Genomic DNA, 18,294 nt, shown 5'->3' with positions numbered 1-18,294 from the left:
CCCGTGTCCCCGTCAAAAACAGCGCCGCCCGGCGTTAGTCGGGCGGCGCTGTGATCTCATTCGCCCTGGGCGGGCGGCTGGGGCCGTTCCCCCTTGGGCTTGCCCCGGTAGCGGCGGCGGGGCCGGCGCTGCTTTTTCTCCTCGCCGCCCGCGTTCTCCCCCGGTTCAGCGGGATGAGCCTGCTGAGGGGCGGGGCGTTCCTTGGGACCCTGGTGCTTCTTCTCCCGGGCCGGCTTTGGAGGCTTGGCCGTCTGGGGCGCGGCCTGTTCCGGGTGCCTGGCCGCGGCCTCGGCCGCGTTGTTCCTGCCGCCCCCCTTTCCCCGCCCGCGGCGGCGGGGGCGTGCCTCTCCGCTGTGCTCCTGCTGCTCCGGCGCGGCGGGGGCGTTCACGCCCAGGCCGGACAGGGCTGCATCCAGCGTATCGGAAAGGCGTTTGGGCTCCTCCGCCGGGGTCACCTTGCGCAGCTTGGCCAGCTCCTCCGGGGGCGGGGCCACATAGCCCTCCGGCCGTTTTCCTTTGCCGTTGCGCACCACGCAGATCTCACAGTTATGGAAGCACTTGGGGGAATCCGGCGCATCCTCCAGGCGGACCTTCACCTGTTCCCGCAGCAGGTTCACCTGGGACACCGTCCCCACCCCCTCCGGGGTCTCCACGAAGGATTCATTCTTAGGCATGCGCTTGACCGCGTCCTCGTAGGCCTCCTGCTCGTATTTCAGGCAGCACATCAGCCGCCCGCAGGTGCCGGAGATCTTCGTGGGGTTCAGGGAGAGGTTCTGGGTCTTGGCCATTTTGATGGATACGGGCTGGAACTCATCCAGGAAGGTCGCACAGCAGAAGGGCTTTCCGCAGATGCCCAGCCCGCCCAGCATTTTGGCCTCGTCCCGCACGCCGATCTGCCGCAGCTCGATGCGGGAGTGAAAGACCCCGGCCAGGTCCTTCACCAGGGCGCGGAAATCCACCCGGCCCTCGCTGGTGAAGAAAAAGAGGATCTTGTTCCCCTCGAAGTTGTACTCCACCTCTACCAGCTTCATATCCAGACCGTGCTGGGCGATCTTCTCCTGGCAGATGAGGAAGGCTTTTTCTTCCTTCTCCCGGTTGCGGCGCACCGTCTCCAGGTCTTTGTCGGTCGCGATGCGCACCAGCTCCCGCAGGGGCTGCACCACCGCCTCGTCCTCCACCATGGTGTTGCTCTGCGAGCACTCTCCGTACTCCAGGCCCCGGGAGGTCTCGATGATGACTCCCTGGCCGCTCTGCACTGCAACGCCCTTGGGGTCGAAGTAATATTGCTTGCCTCCGCTCTTAAAGCGGACGCCGATGATCTCGGTCATAGCGTTCCTCCGAACCGGGCGCGGCGCGCCCGTAGTAAATCAGGAAAACAGCGCGGCAGCCATCCATCCGGCCAGGTGCCCCGCGCCCACATGGAAGCCGCAGGCGGTACGCAGCCGCTCCAGCTTGTCCACCGCCGCCGTCAGCTCCCGGGCGCTGCGCGCGCCGGCGGCCTGCCGCGCGGCGGCCTGCCTGCGTGCGTCGGTCTCGTCGGTGCGGCCCACGGCGCAGCACAGAGCGCAGCGCAGCAGCTGCACGCTCTCTTCCAGCAGGGCGCACAGCTTGTCCCGGTCCCACTTTTCCAGCCCGACGCACAGCTCCAGCAGGCCCCGTTCATCCCGCTGGGCGAACCGCTCCAGCAGGGCCAGCGCCGTATCCGTCACGGCCTCGTCCTCCGCCTGCACGCCCTCCAGCTCCGCCACGGCCCGGCCCAGCAGGCCCTCGCACCGCCCGGCCAGCGCCTGCAGCTGGGCTGCGGGCCGGTCCGGGTACGCCTCCCGCAGCCAGGAAAGCGCCTGCTCCTGCGTGACGGGCGAGAGGGCCAGGACCTCGCAGCGCGAGCGCACCGTAGGCAGCAGCGCGGCGGCATTGTCGGTAAGCAGCAGAAAGGCGGCATAGGCCGGCCCCTCTTCCAGCAGCTTGAGCATGGCGTTCTGGGCGCTGGCGTTCATCGTCTGGGCATTTTCGATGACATAGACCTTACGCTGCGCCTCGTTGGGCCGGATATACGCATCGCTGCGCAGCGCGCGCACCTGTCCTACCGTAATATCCTTCCCGTCATCCCCCACCCAGCGCACGTCCGGGTGGATCCCCTGCCGCACCTTGCGGCAGGGGGTGCAGTTCCGGCACGGGCGCTCCCCCGCGCCGGTGCAGACCAGCGCAGCGCAGAGCAGCCGGGCCAGGGTATGCCGCCCCGAGCCCCGCTGCCCGCTGAGAATGTACGCGTGGGACAGGCCCCGCCGGGCGGTTTCCAGCTCCAGCTGCCGCTTCAGAGGGGCGTTGCCCGCCAGCCGTGACAGGTCCATCAGACCCGCTCGAAGCGCTCGATATCCACCACGAAGATGGTGGCCCCGCCCACCACGACCTCCACGGGCATGCTGGGATAGTACCCGTAGCTCATCTCGGTGGTGGTCGGGATCATCTGCTTGCGGCTGTGGGAGTGCTCCCGGATGATATCGATGACGGACTGGACCTTTTCCTCGTCCACGCCCACCAGGATCGTGACGTTCCCGGCCATGAGGAAGCCGCCGGTGGTCGCCAGCTTAGTGGAGGAGAACCCCTTCTTGGTGAGGGCCTGGGTGACGGTGTTGGCGTCGTCATGGTTGATGATGGCAAGGATCAGTTTCATTGTTATCCCTCCTTGGCGGAAGACGGCCCTCCGAACAATGTACACACACGCATCAGTGGACGACCTGGATATCTTCTACCATATTATAACCGATTCGCTCGAAATATGCGACAGTTTTTTTCTCGATCCGCTCTCCCGGGGCCACGATGGGTATCCCGGGCGGATAGGGGGCCAGGTGCTGGGCGCAAACCCGCCCGGCGGCGGCGTGCAGGGGCAGCGTTTCCCGGCGGGCGAACAGGGCCTGCCGGGGCGTCAGGACCGCCTCCGGCGGAGGGGGCGGCGGGGGCAGACGCCGGCGGCCGGCCGGCAGCGTGTCCAGCGCCGCGGTCAGGCGTGCGAGGTCCTCCGGCGTATCCATGCACGTGAGGATACACAGGATATGGCCCCGGTCGGCCAGCTCCACATAGATCCCCGCTTCCTCCAGCCGGGCCCGGGCGGCAAGGCCGTCCGGGGTACACAGCACGAAGCGGCACGGATCCAGCGGTGCGTCGGACGGGCGCAGGGCGGGATAGCGGGCGCGCAGGCGCTCCACCGCAGCCGCCGTCTTCCGATAGGCCCGCTCCCCCGTCTCCTCCATCCAGGCCCGGCACACGTCCAGCGCGGCCAGGAACACGTAAGACGGGCTGGAACTGCCGTAAAGCGCCGCCGCCCGGCGCAGCGCCTGCTGCGGGAAGCGGTCCGAAGAAAACAGCAGGGCGGTCTGTCCCGGCGCGGGCAGCGTCTTGTGGGCGGAGACCACCGCCAGGTCCGCGGCGGAAAGATCCCAGTCTCCTAAAAAAGGGAGATGGGCCCCGTGGGCCGCATCCACCACCAGCACGCAGCCCCGGGCGTGGGCCGCCGCCGCCAGGGCGGGCAGGTCGGAGCGCACGCCGTAGTAGGTGGGACTGGTAAGAAACACCGCGCGCACCTCCGGGTGGGCGGCAAGGGCCGCGTCCACCGCAGCCGGCGTCACCGGGCCCGCCGCGCCGGGCCCCTCCAGCCAGGGCCGCTCCAGCCAGACGGGGCGCAGGTCCAGCAGCGCCAGCGCGTTATAGGCCGAACGGTGGCTGTCCCGGTCCAGCAGCACGCCCTCCCCCGGCGCGCAGGCCAGGGTCAGGGCGCAGAGCACCCCCTGGGTGGAGCCGCCGGTGAGGAACAGGCAGTTGGGCAGCCGGAACCGGGCCGCCCACAGCGCTTCCGCCGCGCCGATGGGCCCGCCGCCTGCAAACAGATCGCCGGTGGGCCCCAGTTCCGTAACATCCAGCGCCGCCAGCCCCGCCAGCTCCGGCGCGGGCAGGGGCTTGCCCTTATGCCCCGGCATGTGCATACGCAGGGCGTCTTGCCCGGCAAACGCCCGCAGGGCGTCATACAGCGGCGTAGGCCCCATGGGCGTCCCTCCTGACTGCAAAGGCTCGAATTAAAATGAGTATAGCAGAAAACCGTCCCCACCACAAGAGCGCACTGCGCCCTTCCTGCAAAAACAGCCGCTCAGGACCATGGTCCTGAGCGGCTGGAGGCTGCCGAAACGGCAAGGGCCCGTTCCGGCGGCGGGGCAAATCTGTTTTGCCGTCTCCGGGACGGCGAACGCCTGTCGCGCAGTAAAGCAGCGCTCTCTTTTTCGGTCAGTCCTTTTTCCTGTTCAGCACGGCCATACACTCGATCTCTACCAGGAATTCCGGACGGGCCAGGCAGCCCGCCTGCAGGATGGTGCTGGCGGCGGGATGCTCCGCCAGCTCGGGGGCGTATTCCTGATAGAACTTCAGCTCCGTGGCGCGCATGACCGGGTAATCCTTGATGTCCTTGAGCATGATAAACGTTTTGAACACGTTCTCCAGGCAGCTGCCCGCCTCCTCCAAGACCTGCTTCATCTTGCTCAGGGCCACCCACATCTGATCCTGCATGGTGTTGGTGGTGCAGCTGCCGTCCTCAAACTTCTGGGCGGTCATCCCCGACACATACACGATGTTGTCCACCACCACGGCGTTGGCGTAGATGGGGGTGCCGGGCGCAACGTTGGGATACTTCTGCTCCACGCCCTTGACAAAACAACCGTATTTCTTGATCTCGCTTTCCATACTTTATCCATTCCTTTCCATTGTTGGTTTTGAAGATTACTTTTTTTCTTTTTGCTCCTTTTTCCGCTTTCCGGCTACATACAGCCCGATTACGGAAAAGATTCCATAACCCGCCATGACCGCCAAAACGCCGATCATCCAACTCATTGTCGTTGACATAATTTCAGCCTCCTTAGTCCTCGTCATCGCCGTCATCGATCGGGTGTTTGGCGTGGTATGCCCAGAACACTCCCTCTCCGATCAGTACAATAACCGCAATCACACCCAGCGCCTTTAAAAACAGCATCCAGAACATTTCGCTCGCCTCCTCACGCGTTGCTTATTGATTGCCGCTGTAGGGCCTTGGCCCTTTTGCTCCAGAGACCAGGCTGTCCCTTCACGATCAAGTTGCCGATGATGCAGCAGACCAAGCCTACGACGAGCGTCACGTAGCCATTGGGGACTGCATCGGCGGTGGTGCCAAACAATGCCGGCAGACCGGTCAGCGACCACAGGCAGTTGACAATCCAGGTAATGCCCAGTGTCCAGCCGGCCACTTTGCTGCTGCGCTTCCAGAACAATCCGAAGAGGAACAGCCAAAAGACCGGCACGATCCAGGCGAAGACCCAGTTCATGGCCCCGATGATAGAGGAGATGCCCACGGCAATGGAGATCGCGGCGACGCAGACCACTACCACCACGATCCGTATGACCAGCGTGACTTGCTTGTCGGTAGCGTCAGGCTTATAAAGGCCCTTAAAGATATCATAGCCGAACATCGTACCGCAACCCAGGGACGTCATGGCGAAGGAGGACAGGCAGGCCGCCATGCAGGAGGCCAGCAGCAGTGCGCATACCCAGTTGGGCAGCCGGTCCACCAGCATCGTAATGGCGGCCGAGGTGGCTCCCAGCTCGGCATACTCGGGAATCGAGCGGGCCGTCAGGCCCAGCATCACGGAAAATACGCCGAACAAGCCGTTGATCGGAGCCACGATCCACAAAGCCCGGCGAATCATCTTGGTATTCTTCGCAGACATGGGGGCCTGTGTATTGGCTTGACTGATGGGGCCGTAGAATGCAACCGAAATGATATTGGCCAGGGCAAAGCTGAACCACAGGGACGGCGTTCCAAACACATTTGTCATAAATCTGGTGGTCACGTCGCTCTCATAGTAGGCCCGTACGGAATCAAAGCCTCCCCCCAAGGTCATTGCGATACAGATGGTGGCGGCAACGATGCCGATGTACAGGATGACCAGATTGATCATATTGACGCTGCCTACCTGCTTCATACCGGCCAGCAGTACGTAAAGCATGCCGAATACACCGCCCACAACGATAGCGATGGATAAATCCCAGCCAGTCAGGGCGTTGATGATGATCCCCACGCCTTGACATTCCACGGTGAGCACACCGAAGGTCACGCCGGACATGGCACAGGATATCCCGAGGCCTACCTTTTTCCCGTACAGGTTATCCAGCGCCTCACCCACGGTCGCCACCTTCATCTTTCGCAGCCAGGGACCAGTGCACAGGCACAGGATTACAAAGTGCACGGTGTTGGCAAAGGCAAACCACAGAGCCACGGCACCCATGCCGTAGGACATCTCAAACAGGCCTACGATATGGGGGTTGCCCAAAGCCGTCAGCGTCATGGTCGGCACCAGCAAACCGAAGCCCATGCTTCTGCCTGCTACCGCAAAGCTGTCGCCGGTATTCTTTTTGCGGTCCCGGATGATCAGCAGCACGCCGATCCCGATGACCACCAGGACCTCATAAATAAGGACCATGATGATAACATCAGTTCTCATATTTCACTTCTCTCCTTTGCACTTGAAGCGCTTACGGCCGCAGCAGGGGCCGCTTGTCCGCGCGCTCGTAAAGGTGATACCAGGGTTGGATCTGCTCAAAAGCGGCGCTTGCCGCCAGCACATCCGCATCATGAAACCGTCTGCCGATGATCTGCAGGCCCACAGGCAGTCCCGCCGGGGACAGGCCCGCAGGGACCGAAGCCGCCGGATGTCCGGTGAAGTTACAGAAATAAGTCAGGCAGAAACCAATCAGCCGTTCAGCCTTTTCTCCGTTGATGTACTCCGGCCCCATGGTATTGCCGTCCTTGGCGTTGGGCACTGGGTCGCAGGCCAGGGTGGGCGAGAGGATCAAATCATATTGGTCGAACACGTCCTGGAGCGCGTCGTAGACCTCGGTGCGAATCGCGTCGTTACGGGCATAGTCCAGGTAATTGCCCCGATAGGCTTTTTCGATGCACCGCCGCATCTCTTCCGGCAGGTCCCCGGCGTGCTCCCCCATCAGGTCCACTCCGGCACGTTTGATGCTCTCCACCACGTCCACCGTGTTGATACAGATCATATCGTCCCAACATTCGGCCAGTTCATTGTGACTGCGCTTGAGGCGGAAGTCCACCTGCTCCACCGAACATCCCGCTTCCGCAAAGCGCTGGGCCGCCCTAGCCGCTGTGGCGGCGATCTCAGGCTCTACCGCATATACGCCGAAATCCAGGGTATATGCGATACGCATTCCTTTTATATTGCGCTTGAGGGCGTCCCGGAAGTCCCGTTTCGGGTACTCGATGCTGAAGGGGTCTCTGGGATCAAAGTAAGCCATATGGTTGAGGATCATAGCGCTGTCCTCCACCGTACGGGTAATGGCCCCGGCAAAACAGTACGGGTGGCTCTCCGCGTAGGCATTGGGCCGATTTACCGATGGGATCGTTCCAACGGAGGCCTTATAGCCGTAGCAGCAGCACCACGCCGCCGGGATGCGGATGGAGCCGCCGCCGTCGGTACCCTCGGCCACCGGCACCAGTCCATCAGCTACCGCAGCAGCGCTACCTCCGGAGGAGCCCCCGGAATTGCGGCTAAGGTCAAAGGGCGTACTGGTAGGCCCGTACAGGAAATTGTCGCAGGTGCCCCGGAAGGCAAAGGATGGAGAATTGGTCTTGCCCACCAGGATGGCCCCCTGCGCCTCCATGCTTCTGGCGTAATTGGACCAGGCCGCGTCAGGCGCCCCTGCCAAAGCACGGACGCCGCCCGAAGAGCCGGGCCAGCCCGGCTTCCCAGGCAAAAAGTCCTTAAGCGCCGTGGGGACTCCACAGAACTCCCCGCCCGAAACCTTCCCGGCGCCAAGCTGCTCCTGGAGCCGCTTGGCCTGATCCATGGCATAATCAAACTTGGTATACACAAAGGCATTCAGGCTGGGGTTCCGCTGCTCAATACGACGGATGGTATGCTCCATTACCTCCACCGGTGAGAGCTCTTTCTTTCGGATCGCTTCTGACATACGTGCTGCTGACAGATAAGAAAGCTCGTCCAAGGGATCACTCCTCTCTCTTTCGCAAAAATTGCCGGCTGCTTTTCTTTTTAGCAATTGCCGCGCCAAAACGTCATTCTGCAGCAAATTATTTAAATTTTTTCCTTTCATGTCAAAACGGTTCATCCATTTTTGGTCGTTTTGCTTGTTTTGGGGCAGGTTTTCTTTTCCGTTCAAGGCTGTTTCCTTCCCGGCGCTTGCTTTTTCTTTTCTTTTGCAGTACAATTGTTTTGAACATGTGCTCAAATTATTACACACTTTGTGCAAAGGGAGCCTGCTATGGAAAAAATACGGATCACCCGAGACGAGCTCTACAGCCCGGGTCCTCTTCTCCAGGGCATCATGGATCTTGCCTTTGACGAATCCTGCATCATGGACAAGGATGGCTATATCCTGCACTGCTCGGACAGCTCTCCCCTTATTTGGAACCGTCCCAACGAAGAGAGCATCGGCAGGCATATTACCGAGCTGGACTCCGCCTCCCCCTACCCCCAGCTCTTGGCCACTGGAGAAGCCGTTCTGGGAAAGATGCACATCATCAACGGCATGTCCTGCATTACGCACATGATCCCGCTTTTCGATCAGGAGGACAACATCATCGGCGCGTTTGGCGTAATCATTTTCCGCGGCATCGAAAAACTCAAACGGCTGATGCGGGACAACAGCTTTGATTTCGACACCAAATCCAAGGCGCTCTACGATCAGCTCTCCCGTGCAGAGGCGCACTATACCCTGTCCGACTTTATTGGGATCAGTCCAGCCGTTCAGGAGATGCTGCGGTTTGCCCAAAAGGTAGCGGTCCATGACTATCCCGTACTGATCCGGGGCGAGACCGGCTGCGGCAAGGAAATCGTCTCCAGCGGCATTCACACCGCCAGCCATCTGGACGGCAAGGCCCCTTTTGTCAAGATCAACTGTACCGCCATTCCCTCCACGCTTTTGGAGTCTGAGCTGTTCGGCTATGAAAAAGGCGCCTTTTCCGGCGCTTACTCCACCAAGCTGGGCAAATTTGAAATCGCGGGCACTGGGACGCTGCTGCTGGACGAAATCGGCAGCCTGGACCCCGCCCTCCAGAGCAAGTTGCTGCGTGCTATTGAGGAGAAGGAGTTCGAGCGGGTCGGCGGCAATACCCTGATCCCCTTGCGGGCCCGCATCGTCGCCTGTACCAACAGCAACCTGGAGCAGAAAATGCGGGACGGTGAATTCCGTGAGGATTTGTACTACCGTTTGAGCATCGCCGAGATCAACATACCGCCCCTAAGGGAGCGGCGGGAGGATATTCCGGTGCTTATCGACTACTTTATCGCCAAGGATGCGCTGGATATCTCTTTCACGCCGGAGGCCATGCATCTGATGCAGGCCTATGACTGGCCCGGAAATGTGCGGCAGCTGCGCAATTTTGCGGCTAAAATGGACCTACTGGAGCGAAAGCGCATTACCGAGGATGCCGTACGCCACGCCCTGGGCATCCCAGATGAGCCCGCAGTGGAGCGTTCCCCGATCGAGGACCGGATGGATCATTTTGAGAAACAGCTGATTGAGCAGGCCCTGCTGGAAAATGGTCTGAACATTTCCCGTACCGCCCAGGCGCTGAATATGAGCCGCAATACCCTCTATGCCCGCATCCGCAGGCTGGGAATCCAGGTCAAAAAGCATCTGCGCTGAACGGCGCCCGTCCGGAAGCTCTGCTTCCGGGCGGGCGCCGTTTACTTTTTTAGTCCCAAAAGCACCTGTCCCGCGGCCCGGGCAAAGAGCCGTGCTCCGGCAAGGGCCTCCTGGAGGGTATTGCCGTGACAGCCCACTTCCACCAGCAGGGACCCTGTGGAGAGCTGCTGGTTATAGCGGGCGGCCCGCAGGGCCATCGGCCGGGCCAGGGTGGGATAGAGGTTGTTCATGCTCTGCTGGACCTTGGCGGCCAGTGCCAGGTTGGCCGTCCAGTCCGGGTGCTCGCCCCCCTCGCTGGACCCCAGCACCAGCATGACCTGCGCGGATTTTACCCCGTCGATCTCGGTGAGGGCCTTATACACCGTGCCGTCTTCCCCCACCAGGGCGTCCCGGTGCACGTCCAGCACGATCTGAATGGAGGGATATTGCTCCAAGTAGGCGCTGACGCCCTGCGCAGAACGGTCGTATGCGCCGTTGTACTGCGGGTAGTCGTACAGGGTGCGGTCGTGGACCACGCTCAGGCCCATTTCCGTGAACACCCGCTCGATCTCATCCCCGACCCGCACCACGTTATACGCCTCGTCCAGCGTGCGGGTATTGTTGTCCGAGGGCTGATAGAGATCGGTCCCGTCCTGCGTGTAGGCCTCCGTGCCATGGGTATGTACGATGAGGATCTGGGGTCCCTCTCCCGTCAGGGCGATCTCCACCGGCTCCGCCACCGCCGCCGCCAGGTCCACCGTCAGCTTGGTGCGGTTATAGAGGTAGACCCCATCGGCAAATTCATAGCCCTGGGTGCTGGTGGGCACCAGGGTGCGGGCCACGATGTCCTCCGGCGCAGCCACGGCCTCGGGCTGCTCGGCAATGTCGTCGTGGTCCCGGGCGGGCTGTCCGGCGGGAAGCTCCTCCACCGGCGTGGCGGAATTTCCCGGCGCTTCCGCGCCCAGATACCGCTCTACCGCGCCCTCCGCGCCCCGCAGCAGCGGGGACTGGTCCACCACCAGCCGCCCCCAGCCGTCCAGCGCGCCCCGGGGGCTGTCCGCCCGGGCCACCTCCCCCAGTTCGGCCGCCAGGGCGGCCGAGACAAAGGCGGAACTCTCCCCCAAGCTCTTGAAGGCATTTGCGGCCGACCCCGCCCCGGCGCACACCAGCAGCAGCCAGGCCGCCAGGGTGGCCAGGAAAAGCGCCAGCGCCCGGCGCAGAAGACGGCTCCAGTGAATGTTCTGCTTGTGCTTCATGTTTCATCATCCTTATCGGTCGTGATACTCCAGAGTATGCATGGGAGGAAACAGATATGAGCCTGTCCCTTCCATCGGCTCCCGTTCCGGTCAAGGCGCCCTCCTTGACTTTTTCCGACAATCCGATATAATGCTTGTATGCTGTGAGAACGCATTTTGTGAGAGAGGTTTACTATGGGAAACATTGCGATCGTGACCGACAGCAACAGCGGCATCACCCAGGCCCAAAGCAGGGAGCTTGGGGTCTTCGTACTGCCCATGCCCTTTTATATCAACGACGAGCTGTTTTTAGAGGATATCACCCTGAGCCAGGAGCAGTTCTACCGGCATCTGGCCGCGGACGCCGACGTAAAGACCACCCAGCCCGCCCCGGGGGATGTGACCGAGCTGTGGGACAGGCTCCTGCAGGACCACGAGGCCGTGGTGCATATTCCCATGTCCAGCGGTCTGAGCAGCTCCTGCGAGACTGCCATCATGCTGGCCCAGGATTACGACGGGCGGGTAGAGGTGGTCAACAACCAGCGCATCTCCGTCACCCTGCGCCAGTCTGTGCTGGACGCCAAGGCCCTGGCCGCGGCGGGCCGGAGCGCGGAGGAAATCCGGACGCTTCTGGAGCAGACCCGGTTCGATTCCGATATCTATATCACGGTGGATACCCTGAAGTACCTGAAGAAGGGCGGCCGCCTCACCCCCGCCGCCGCCGCCGTCGGCACGGTGCTCAACCTCAAGCCGGTGCTGCGCATCAAGGGGGAAAAGCTGGACGCCTTTTCCAAGACCCGCGGCTGGAAGGCCGCCAAAAAGGCCATGATCGACGCGATCCTTCAGACCATCGCCCGGGATTTCCCGGACTGCCGGGGTCCCGAAGACCTGCACCTCGCCGCGGCCTTCACCGGCGAGGCGGAGAGCGCCCAGGAGTGGCTGTCCGAACTGGAGGAGGCCTTTCCCGGCTATCCCATCCACATGGACCCGCTTTCCCTCAGCGTAGCCTGCCACATCGGCCCCGGTGCCCGGGCCGTCACCGTCACCAGGGCGCTGCGGATCTGATCCCTTCAAAAATACGCCCCGGAGGAGCTTGTGCTCCTCCGGGGCGTATGGCGTATTTTGAATTTAAAAAACGTGCAAAAAATCTTCATGTTTTATACACATTTTCCGTTTATCCTAGGACTTGTTCCAAAGAAAACCGAACCCGTCAAAGGAGAGACCAGTTATGTATTACAGCGATTATAACAGACCCCCTGAGGAGCGGGAGCCCATAGAGACCATCCACTATCAGGTCAGCGATCCCGAGCCGCCCAAGAAAAAGAAGGGCTTTGCCGCCAAATTTGTGGCCGTGGGTCTTGTGTGCGCCATCGCGGGCGGTCTGGCCGGCGGCGCGGGCGCGATGGCTTTGAAGAGTTCCGGCTTCTTCGGCTCCTCCACCACCGTCTACGAAGGCAGCCGTCCTACGGCCGCCGTCTCCCTGGCAAACGTGGACGGCAAGACCGTCCTCACCGCCGAGCAGATCTACGCGGCCAATCTGGACTGCGTGGTAGGCGTCAACGGCGACGTGACCACCAACGTCTGGGGCCAGACGGTACGCAACGCCGTATCCGGTTCCGGGTTCGTCATCAGCTCCGACGGCTACATCCTGACCAATTACCACGTCATCGACGGCGTCAGCGACATCAAGGTCACCTTCGCCGACGGCTCCAGCTACGACGCCGTAGTGGTGGGCGGCGAGGAAGAAAATGATATCGCGGTGCTGAAGATCGAGGCCGCCGGCCTGCACGCCGTGACGTTGGGCGACTCCGACGCCCTGGCCGTGGGCGAGAGCGTCTATGCCATCGGCAATCCTCTGGGGGAGTTGACCTTTACCCTCACCGGGGGGCTGGTCTCCGCCAAGGACCGCACCATCACCATGAGCGACGGCACCATTATGAATATGCTCCAGACGGACACCGCCATCAACTCCGGCAACTCCGGCGGCCCTTTGTTTGATCGGTACGGCCAGGCGGTGGGCATCGTATCCGCCAAGTATTCCAGCAGCGCCTCCTCCTCCGAGGCCTCCATCGAGGGCATTGGCTTTGCCATCCCCATTAACGATGTGAAGGACATGGTCACCAGCATCATTGAGAACGGCTATGTCACCGGCAAGCCCAATGTGGGCATCCTCATGAACGACGTGGATTCCTCCGCCCAGCGCTATGGTATTCCCGCCGGCGCGGAGATTACCGCCATCCTGGACGGTTCCTGCGCCCAGAAGGCCGGTCTCCAGGTGGGGGACATCATCACTGCCGTGGACGACTCCGCCGTGAGCGGAACCACGCAGCTCAAGTCCGCGGTGAAGAACTATAAGGCCGGGGATACCGTCACCTTCACCGTATATCGGGACGGCGCTTCCCAGACCGTCCAGGTCACACTGGATGAGGACAATCAAGCCCGCTCGGACGCCATGGATGAGCTCTACCAGCAGTACAGCCAGTCCATCCAGTCTCAGCAGCAGGGCAACGGCTATTACAACTGGCCCTTCGGCGGATTTAATTATTAACAGTTCCATCAAACGGCGCGCCGCCGGGCCTTGTCCGGCGGCGTCTTTTACCTGCTTTTGCAGTTCCCGCAAAAATGAATCCAGGGTCCCGCGTGGCAGCTGCTGCGCGGGACCCTTTCCATTGAGACAAATCGCTTACTTCAAGGCCGCGGTGATGATGGCCATGGAGTAGACCTCCTGGGCGTTGCAGCCGCGGGAGAGGTCGTTGATGGGAGCGTTCAGGCCCAACAGGATGGGGCCGTAGGCGTCGAAGCCGCCCAGGCGCTGGGCGATCTTATAGCCGATGTTGCCGGCGTTGATGTTGGGGAAGACGAAGGTGTTGGCGTAGCCCGCCACGGGAGAGCCGGGGAACTTGAGCTGGCCCACGGTAGGAGAAACGGCGGCGTCAAACTGCATCTCGCCGTCAATGGCCAGATCGGGCGCGGCAGCCTTGGCCTTGGCGCAGGCATTGCGCATCTTGTCCACATCCTCGCCCTTGCCGGAGCCCTTGGTGGAATAGCTCAGGAAGGCCACCTTGGGGTCGATCCCGAAAATCTTGGCGCACTTGGCGGTCTCCAGGGCGATCTCCACCAGCTCATCCTCGCTGGGGTCGATGTTGATGGCGCAGTCGCCCATGGCCAGCACCTCGTTGTCGCCCACCCGCTCGCGGACCATGATGAAGCAGGAGGAAACGATCTTGTTTTCAGGCTTGGTCTTGATCAGCTGCAGCGCCGGGCGCACGGTATCGGCAGTGGAATAAGTAGCGCCGCCCAGCAGGCAGTCGGCCACGCCCATCTTTACCAGCATGGTGCCGAAGTAGTTGCCCTTCTTCAGGGCGGCGCGGCACTCGTCGGCGGTCATCTTGCCGCGGCGCAGCTCCACCATGGTCTGTACCATCTCGTCCATGCCCTCGTAGGTCTCAGGGTCAATGATCTGGGCGCCGCGGATGTTGAAGCCGGACTCCTCGGCGGCGGCGTGGACCTCCTGCTCGCTGCCCACCAGGATGGGGGTAAGGAAGTTGCCGGCCAGCAGGCGGGCACTGGCCTCCAGGATGCGGGGATCGGTACCCTCGGTAAAAACGATTTTCCTGGGGTCTTTCTTCAAGGTATCAATGAGCTGCTGGAACATATGCATGGACATGGGAATTACCTCCGTTTGAATTAAAATCGGTCAAATTGCCGGTCTTTCCGGCTTTCTTTTTATTATACACCCATTCTTCCGCCAAGCTCAATCCCAAAAGGGTACAAGATTGTGAAAAAATCCACTTTACTTTTGGTATTCCCGCTTTTATACTATACTCACTGTTTTTTGGTTGAGGTGTATTATGGCTTCTGATTTCTCCCGCTGCCTGTCCCTGCTGCGCCAGGAACGGGGCGTCTCCCAGCGTGCGGCCGCCAAGGACCTGGGGATCAGCCAGGCGCTGCTCTCCCATTATGAGAACGGCGTGCGTGAACCCGGTCTGGCTTTCGTGGTCAAGGCCTGCAATTACTATCATGTGTCGGCGGACTTTCTTCTGGGGCGTACCCTGTCCCGGGACGGCACCACCATCGTCTCCGCCGACGAGCTGTACGATTACTCCGCGGAAAAGGACAATGTGCTCCACGGCAGCATCATGGCTACGCTGAACAAAAAGCTGCTGGTCAACTCGGTGGGCGTGCTCTTCGACCTGCTGGGCAAAACCGGCAGCAAGCAGGCCATCTCCGCCGCCGCCGATTACCTGGGCACCGCCGTTTATACCATGTTCCGGCATCTGTTCCGGGCCAACGGCACGCAGAACGAGGACTTTTTCTCCGTCCCCGCCCGCCATTTCGTCGTGGGCGTGCCCCGGGCCGACATGATCTGTGCCGAGGCCGATTATGTGGACGCTCTGGCCACCCACGCCAAAGAAAAGGGCACCTTCCCGCCCATGAACAACGATGCGCTTACCGAAAGCTACCCCGGCCTGTATCAATCCCTTCTGCAGATCATCCACACCACCGGCGCCCGCATCAACCGCCGGGTGGAAGCCCGCCGGAACGACCGCTGAGCCGCGCGGCCGCACGGCCGGCCGATGCCAACGGTTTTACTCCTGCCGGACCGCCCACACCGGCCGCGCCGGGGCCGGCCCTGTGTCCCCCGTCCCCGGCGGAAGCCGGGGGGCTGCCCGCTGCGCTGCCGCTCCCCGCGGCAAAGCCTCACGGCTTTGCTCAGATCCCGTTTCTGATTTTGATTCCGGCGCTGTGCGCCGCCCCGCTGTGCGGGGCCCCAGCGCGGACCTTCCTACGGAGGTGTTTTGATTGACCGACCAATCCAAAATCCGCAACTTTTCCATTATCGCGCATATTGACCACGGAAAGTCCACGCTTTCCGACCGGCTGATCGAAAAATGCAACGCGGTGGAAGCCCGCGAGATGGCCAGCCAGCTGCTGGACAACATGGACCTGGAGCGGGAGCGCGGCATCACCATCAAGGCCCGGGCCGTGCGTCTGAACTATAAGGCGGAGGACGGCCAGACCTATGAGCTCAACCTGATCGATACCCCGGGCCACGTGGACTTCAACTATGAGGTCAGCCGCAGCCTGGCCGCCTGCGAGGGCGCAGTGCTGATCGTGGACGCCGCCCAGGGCATCGAAGCCCAGACTCTGGCCAACACCTTTCTGGCCCTGGAGCACGATCTGGAGATCCTGCCGGTGCTCAACAAGATCGACCTGCCCGCCGCCGACCCCAAGCGGGTGAAGGACGAGATCGAGAATATCATCGGCATTCCGGCTCAGGACGCGCCCGAGATCTCCGCCAAGGTAGGCATCAATATCGATGCGGTGCTGGAGGATATCGTCAAAAACGTCCCGCCCCCCAAGGGGGACGTGAACGCGCCCCTGCAGGCGCTGATCTTCGACAGTCAATACGACGCCTACCGGGGCGTGATCGTGTACTTCCGGGTCATGGAGGGCGCTATCCGGACGGGTATGAAGGTGCGGATGATGGCTTCGGGCGCCACCTACGAGGTGCTGGAGTGCGGCCATCTGCTCCCTCTGGGCATGGAGCGCTGCGACGAGCTCATCGCGGGCGAGGTGGGCTATTTCACGGCCTCGATCAAAAATGTGAAGGATACCCAGGTGGGCGACACCGTCACCGGTGCGGAGCGCCCGGCCGCCGGGGCGCTGCCCGGGTACCGCCCCGCCCGGGCCATGGTGTACTGCGGCATCTATACCGAGGACGGGAGCAAGTATCCCGACCTGCGGGACGCGCTGGAGAAGCTCCAGCTCAACGACGCTTCCCTGTCCTTTGAACCGGAGTCCTCCGCCGCCCTGGGCTTCGGCTTCCGCTGCGGTTTTCTGGGCATGCTCCACATGGAGATCATTCAGGAGCGCCTGGAGCGGGAATTCGACCTGGACCTCATCACCACCCTGCCTTCGGTCATCTACCGCATCACCAAGACCGACGGCTCGGTGGTCATGGTGGACAATCCCCACAACTATCCCGACCCGGCGGTCATCGAGCTGGCCGAGGAGCCCTACGCCAAGGTGTCCATCGTCACCCCGCCGGACTACGTGGGCAACATCATGCCCATGTGCCAGGAGCGGCGGGGCGAATATAAGGATATGCAGTATTTGGACACCAACCTGGTAGAGCTGCATTACTCCATGCCCCTGGGCGAGATCATCTACGATTTCTTCGACACCCTCAAGGCCCGCACCAAGGGCTACGCCTCCCTGGACTATGAACTGGACCGGTACCAGGCCTCCGAGCTGGTGAAGGTGGACCTGCTCCTCAACGGCGACCAGGTGGACGCGCTTTCCTTCATCGCGCACAGGGACAAGGCCTACCCCCGGGCGAGAAGGCTGTGCGAAAAGCTCCGGGAGAACATTCCCCGCCAGCTCTTCGAGGTGCCGGTGCAGGCCGCCATCGGCGGAAAGGTCATCGCCCGGGAAACCGTCAAGGCCATGCGCAAGGACGTGCTGGCCAAGTGCTACGGCGGCGACATCACCCGCAAGAAAAAGCTGCTGGAAAAGCAAAAAGAGGGCAAAAAAAAGATGCGCTCTCTTGGGACCGTACAGATCCCGACCGAGGCGTTCATGGCCGTGCTCAAGCTGGACGAGGAATAGAGGCAGCCCCATCTTCCTCCCGCCTCCGCAGAGCAGGGCCCCGCCGCACGCTGCACAAGCATTTTGGACTCTGCCCCAAAACCTCGGTACAAAGGCATTTTATTTGCCCCGCGCACGTAACATCACTTCCAGGTCCCCACAAGCAGCCGCGCCGCTTGTGGGCTACAAAAAAGAGACCTGTTGACAAGACCCAGAACCGAGCTGAATGTGAGAATTTCAGTCTGGTTCCGGGTCTTGCCAACAGGTCTTTTATCACACAGTCCAAATCTGCAGAACCATCGATAAAGCTAAATTCAGCCGTACTTCTTCCAGCAGGGGGCGTTCTGATCTTACTCCATACAGATGGCCAACCAGCAAGTATTTGAAACATACGGACTGTATCCACCGATGGTCAGCTATTCAGGGAATAGTAGGGCGTCAAAATCTCATGGAGAAGGTCGAACAAAATCAGTTCTTCCAGAGCTAAGGCCATCCTCCCCATCTGTCCATTTTGTTGTCCCATCATGCGCAATTCCTCCTTTGTGCCTATTAGGCACTGTAAAGTAAACATGAAAAGTTAGGACCCAAAAATCAGCCAATATCTCTACGCAACGAGCAAAAGCTCCCGTTTGCGCTTTTTGGACAGTTTAAGACCGGCACACTGAGCCGGAGTAAGGCCGTTCAAGGCGGAATGGGGACGGACAAAGTTGTAGAAGAAGATGAACATGGAAATGAGGTTGTTGGCGGAAGCAAACGAAGAAAAGCCTTGCTTGGTTTTGTACCATGC

17 protein-coding genes are annotated in these 18,294 nt (G+C 61.4%); 5 read left to right on the top strand and 12 right to left on the bottom strand.

What is annotated here, in order from left to right; all coding sequences use genetic code 11:
* Window positions 1-56: 56 nt before the first annotated feature.
* From H8S57_RS18030 to H8S57_RS07495, 9 genes are all read right to left on the bottom strand, one after another.
* Window positions 57-1,328, bottom strand: a complete 1,272-nt coding sequence (locus H8S57_RS18030) for a PSP1 domain-containing protein (protein WP_186907472.1) — start codon at window positions 1,326-1,328, stop codon at window positions 57-59.
* A gap of 39 nt (window positions 1,329-1,367) precedes the next feature.
* Window positions 1,368-2,351 carry a DNA polymerase III delta subunit-related protein gene (locus H8S57_RS17865; protein WP_186907471.1) on the bottom strand — a complete coding sequence of 328 codons (984 nt, stop codon included), beginning with the start codon at window positions 2,349-2,351 and terminating at the stop codon, window positions 1,368-1,370.
* Window positions 2,351-2,674, bottom strand: a complete 324-nt coding sequence (locus H8S57_RS07515; protein ID WP_186907470.1) for a cyclic-di-AMP receptor — start codon at window positions 2,672-2,674, stop codon at window positions 2,351-2,353. The genes H8S57_RS17865 and H8S57_RS07515 overlap by 1 nt, the downstream gene beginning before the upstream one ends.
* Before the next feature lie 52 nt (window positions 2,675-2,726).
* Complete coding sequence (locus H8S57_RS07510) at window positions 2,727-4,040, bottom strand: aminotransferase class I/II-fold pyridoxal phosphate-dependent enzyme (RefSeq protein ID WP_186907469.1); 1,314 nt, start codon at window positions 4,038-4,040, stop codon at window positions 2,727-2,729.
* 235 nt (window positions 4,041-4,275) lie between these two features.
* The gene (locus tag H8S57_RS07505) at window positions 4,276-4,728 is read right to left on the bottom strand and encodes a RidA family protein (RefSeq protein ID WP_186907468.1); all 453 of its coding nucleotides are present in this window, start codon (window positions 4,726-4,728) and stop codon (window positions 4,276-4,278) included.
* A gap of 36 nt (window positions 4,729-4,764) precedes the next feature.
* Window positions 4,765-4,887 (bottom strand): hypothetical protein, encoded by a 123-nt coding sequence (locus tag H8S57_RS17685; RefSeq protein ID WP_256176169.1) that lies wholly within the window; start codon window positions 4,885-4,887, stop codon window positions 4,765-4,767.
* 13 nt (window positions 4,888-4,900) lie between these two features.
* Entirely contained in the window at window positions 4,901-5,023 is a 123-nt protein-coding gene (locus tag H8S57_RS17680) for a hypothetical protein (protein WP_256176168.1), read from the bottom strand.
* Window positions 5,024-5,036: 13 nt separating this feature from the next.
* Entirely contained in the window at window positions 5,037-6,518 is a 1,482-nt protein-coding gene (locus H8S57_RS07500; protein ID WP_186907467.1) for a sodium:solute symporter family protein, read from the bottom strand.
* A gap of 31 nt (window positions 6,519-6,549) precedes the next feature.
* A complete protein-coding gene (locus H8S57_RS07495; protein WP_207723734.1) occupies window positions 6,550-8,007 on the bottom strand; it encodes an amidase in 1,458 nt (485 codons plus the stop codon).
* Window positions 8,008-8,316: 309 nt separating this feature from the next.
* Here H8S57_RS07495 and H8S57_RS07490 point away from each other — a divergent pair, with 309 nt between their 5' ends.
* Window positions 8,317-9,702 (top strand): sigma-54 interaction domain-containing protein, encoded by a 1,386-nt coding sequence (locus tag H8S57_RS07490; RefSeq protein WP_186907466.1) that lies wholly within the window; start codon window positions 8,317-8,319, stop codon window positions 9,700-9,702.
* Window positions 9,703-9,743: 41 nt separating this feature from the next.
* Here H8S57_RS07490 and spoIIP read toward each other — a convergent pair whose 3' ends face one another.
* Window positions 9,744-10,937 carry a stage II sporulation protein P gene (gene spoIIP / locus H8S57_RS07485; protein ID WP_186907465.1) on the bottom strand — a complete coding sequence of 398 codons (1,194 nt, stop codon included), beginning with the start codon at window positions 10,935-10,937 and terminating at the stop codon, window positions 9,744-9,746.
* A 174-nt stretch (window positions 10,938-11,111) separates the two neighbouring features.
* Here spoIIP and H8S57_RS07480 point away from each other — a divergent pair, with 174 nt between their 5' ends.
* Complete coding sequence (locus H8S57_RS07480; protein WP_186907464.1) at window positions 11,112-11,981, top strand: DegV family protein; 870 nt, start codon at window positions 11,112-11,114, stop codon at window positions 11,979-11,981.
* Window positions 11,982-12,144: 163 nt separating this feature from the next.
* A complete protein-coding gene (locus tag H8S57_RS07475) occupies window positions 12,145-13,464 on the top strand; it encodes a S1C family serine protease (protein ID WP_186907463.1) in 1,320 nt (439 codons plus the stop codon).
* A 135-nt stretch (window positions 13,465-13,599) separates the two neighbouring features.
* Here H8S57_RS07475 and pta read toward each other — a convergent pair whose 3' ends face one another.
* A complete protein-coding gene (gene pta, locus H8S57_RS07470) occupies window positions 13,600-14,583 on the bottom strand; it encodes a phosphate acetyltransferase (RefSeq protein WP_352408858.1) in 984 nt (327 codons plus the stop codon).
* A 184-nt stretch (window positions 14,584-14,767) separates the two neighbouring features.
* Between pta and H8S57_RS07465 the strand changes: the two genes are divergently transcribed.
* Complete coding sequence (locus tag H8S57_RS07465) at window positions 14,768-15,469, top strand: helix-turn-helix domain-containing protein (protein WP_186907462.1); 702 nt, start codon at window positions 14,768-14,770, stop codon at window positions 15,467-15,469.
* Window positions 15,470-15,719: 250 nt separating this feature from the next.
* Window positions 15,720-17,528, top strand: a complete 1,809-nt coding sequence (lepA, locus tag H8S57_RS07460) for a translation elongation factor 4 (protein ID WP_186907461.1) — start codon at window positions 15,720-15,722, stop codon at window positions 17,526-17,528.
* A gap of 583 nt (window positions 17,529-18,111) precedes the next feature.
* Here lepA and H8S57_RS07455 read toward each other — a convergent pair.
* Window positions 18,112-18,294, bottom strand: a 183-nt coding sequence (locus tag H8S57_RS07455; protein ID WP_186907209.1) for an integrase core domain-containing protein, incomplete at its 5' end; no start/stop codon positions are given.

The sequence above is a fragment of the Lawsonibacter hominis genome (assembly GCF_014287895.1).
Classification (GTDB): domain Bacteria; phylum Bacillota; class Clostridia; order Oscillospirales; family Oscillospiraceae; genus Lawsonibacter_A; species Lawsonibacter_A hominis.
The sequence above is the reverse complement of the archived record's forward strand: the minus strand, read 5'-3'. Positions and strand labels throughout refer to the sequence as shown.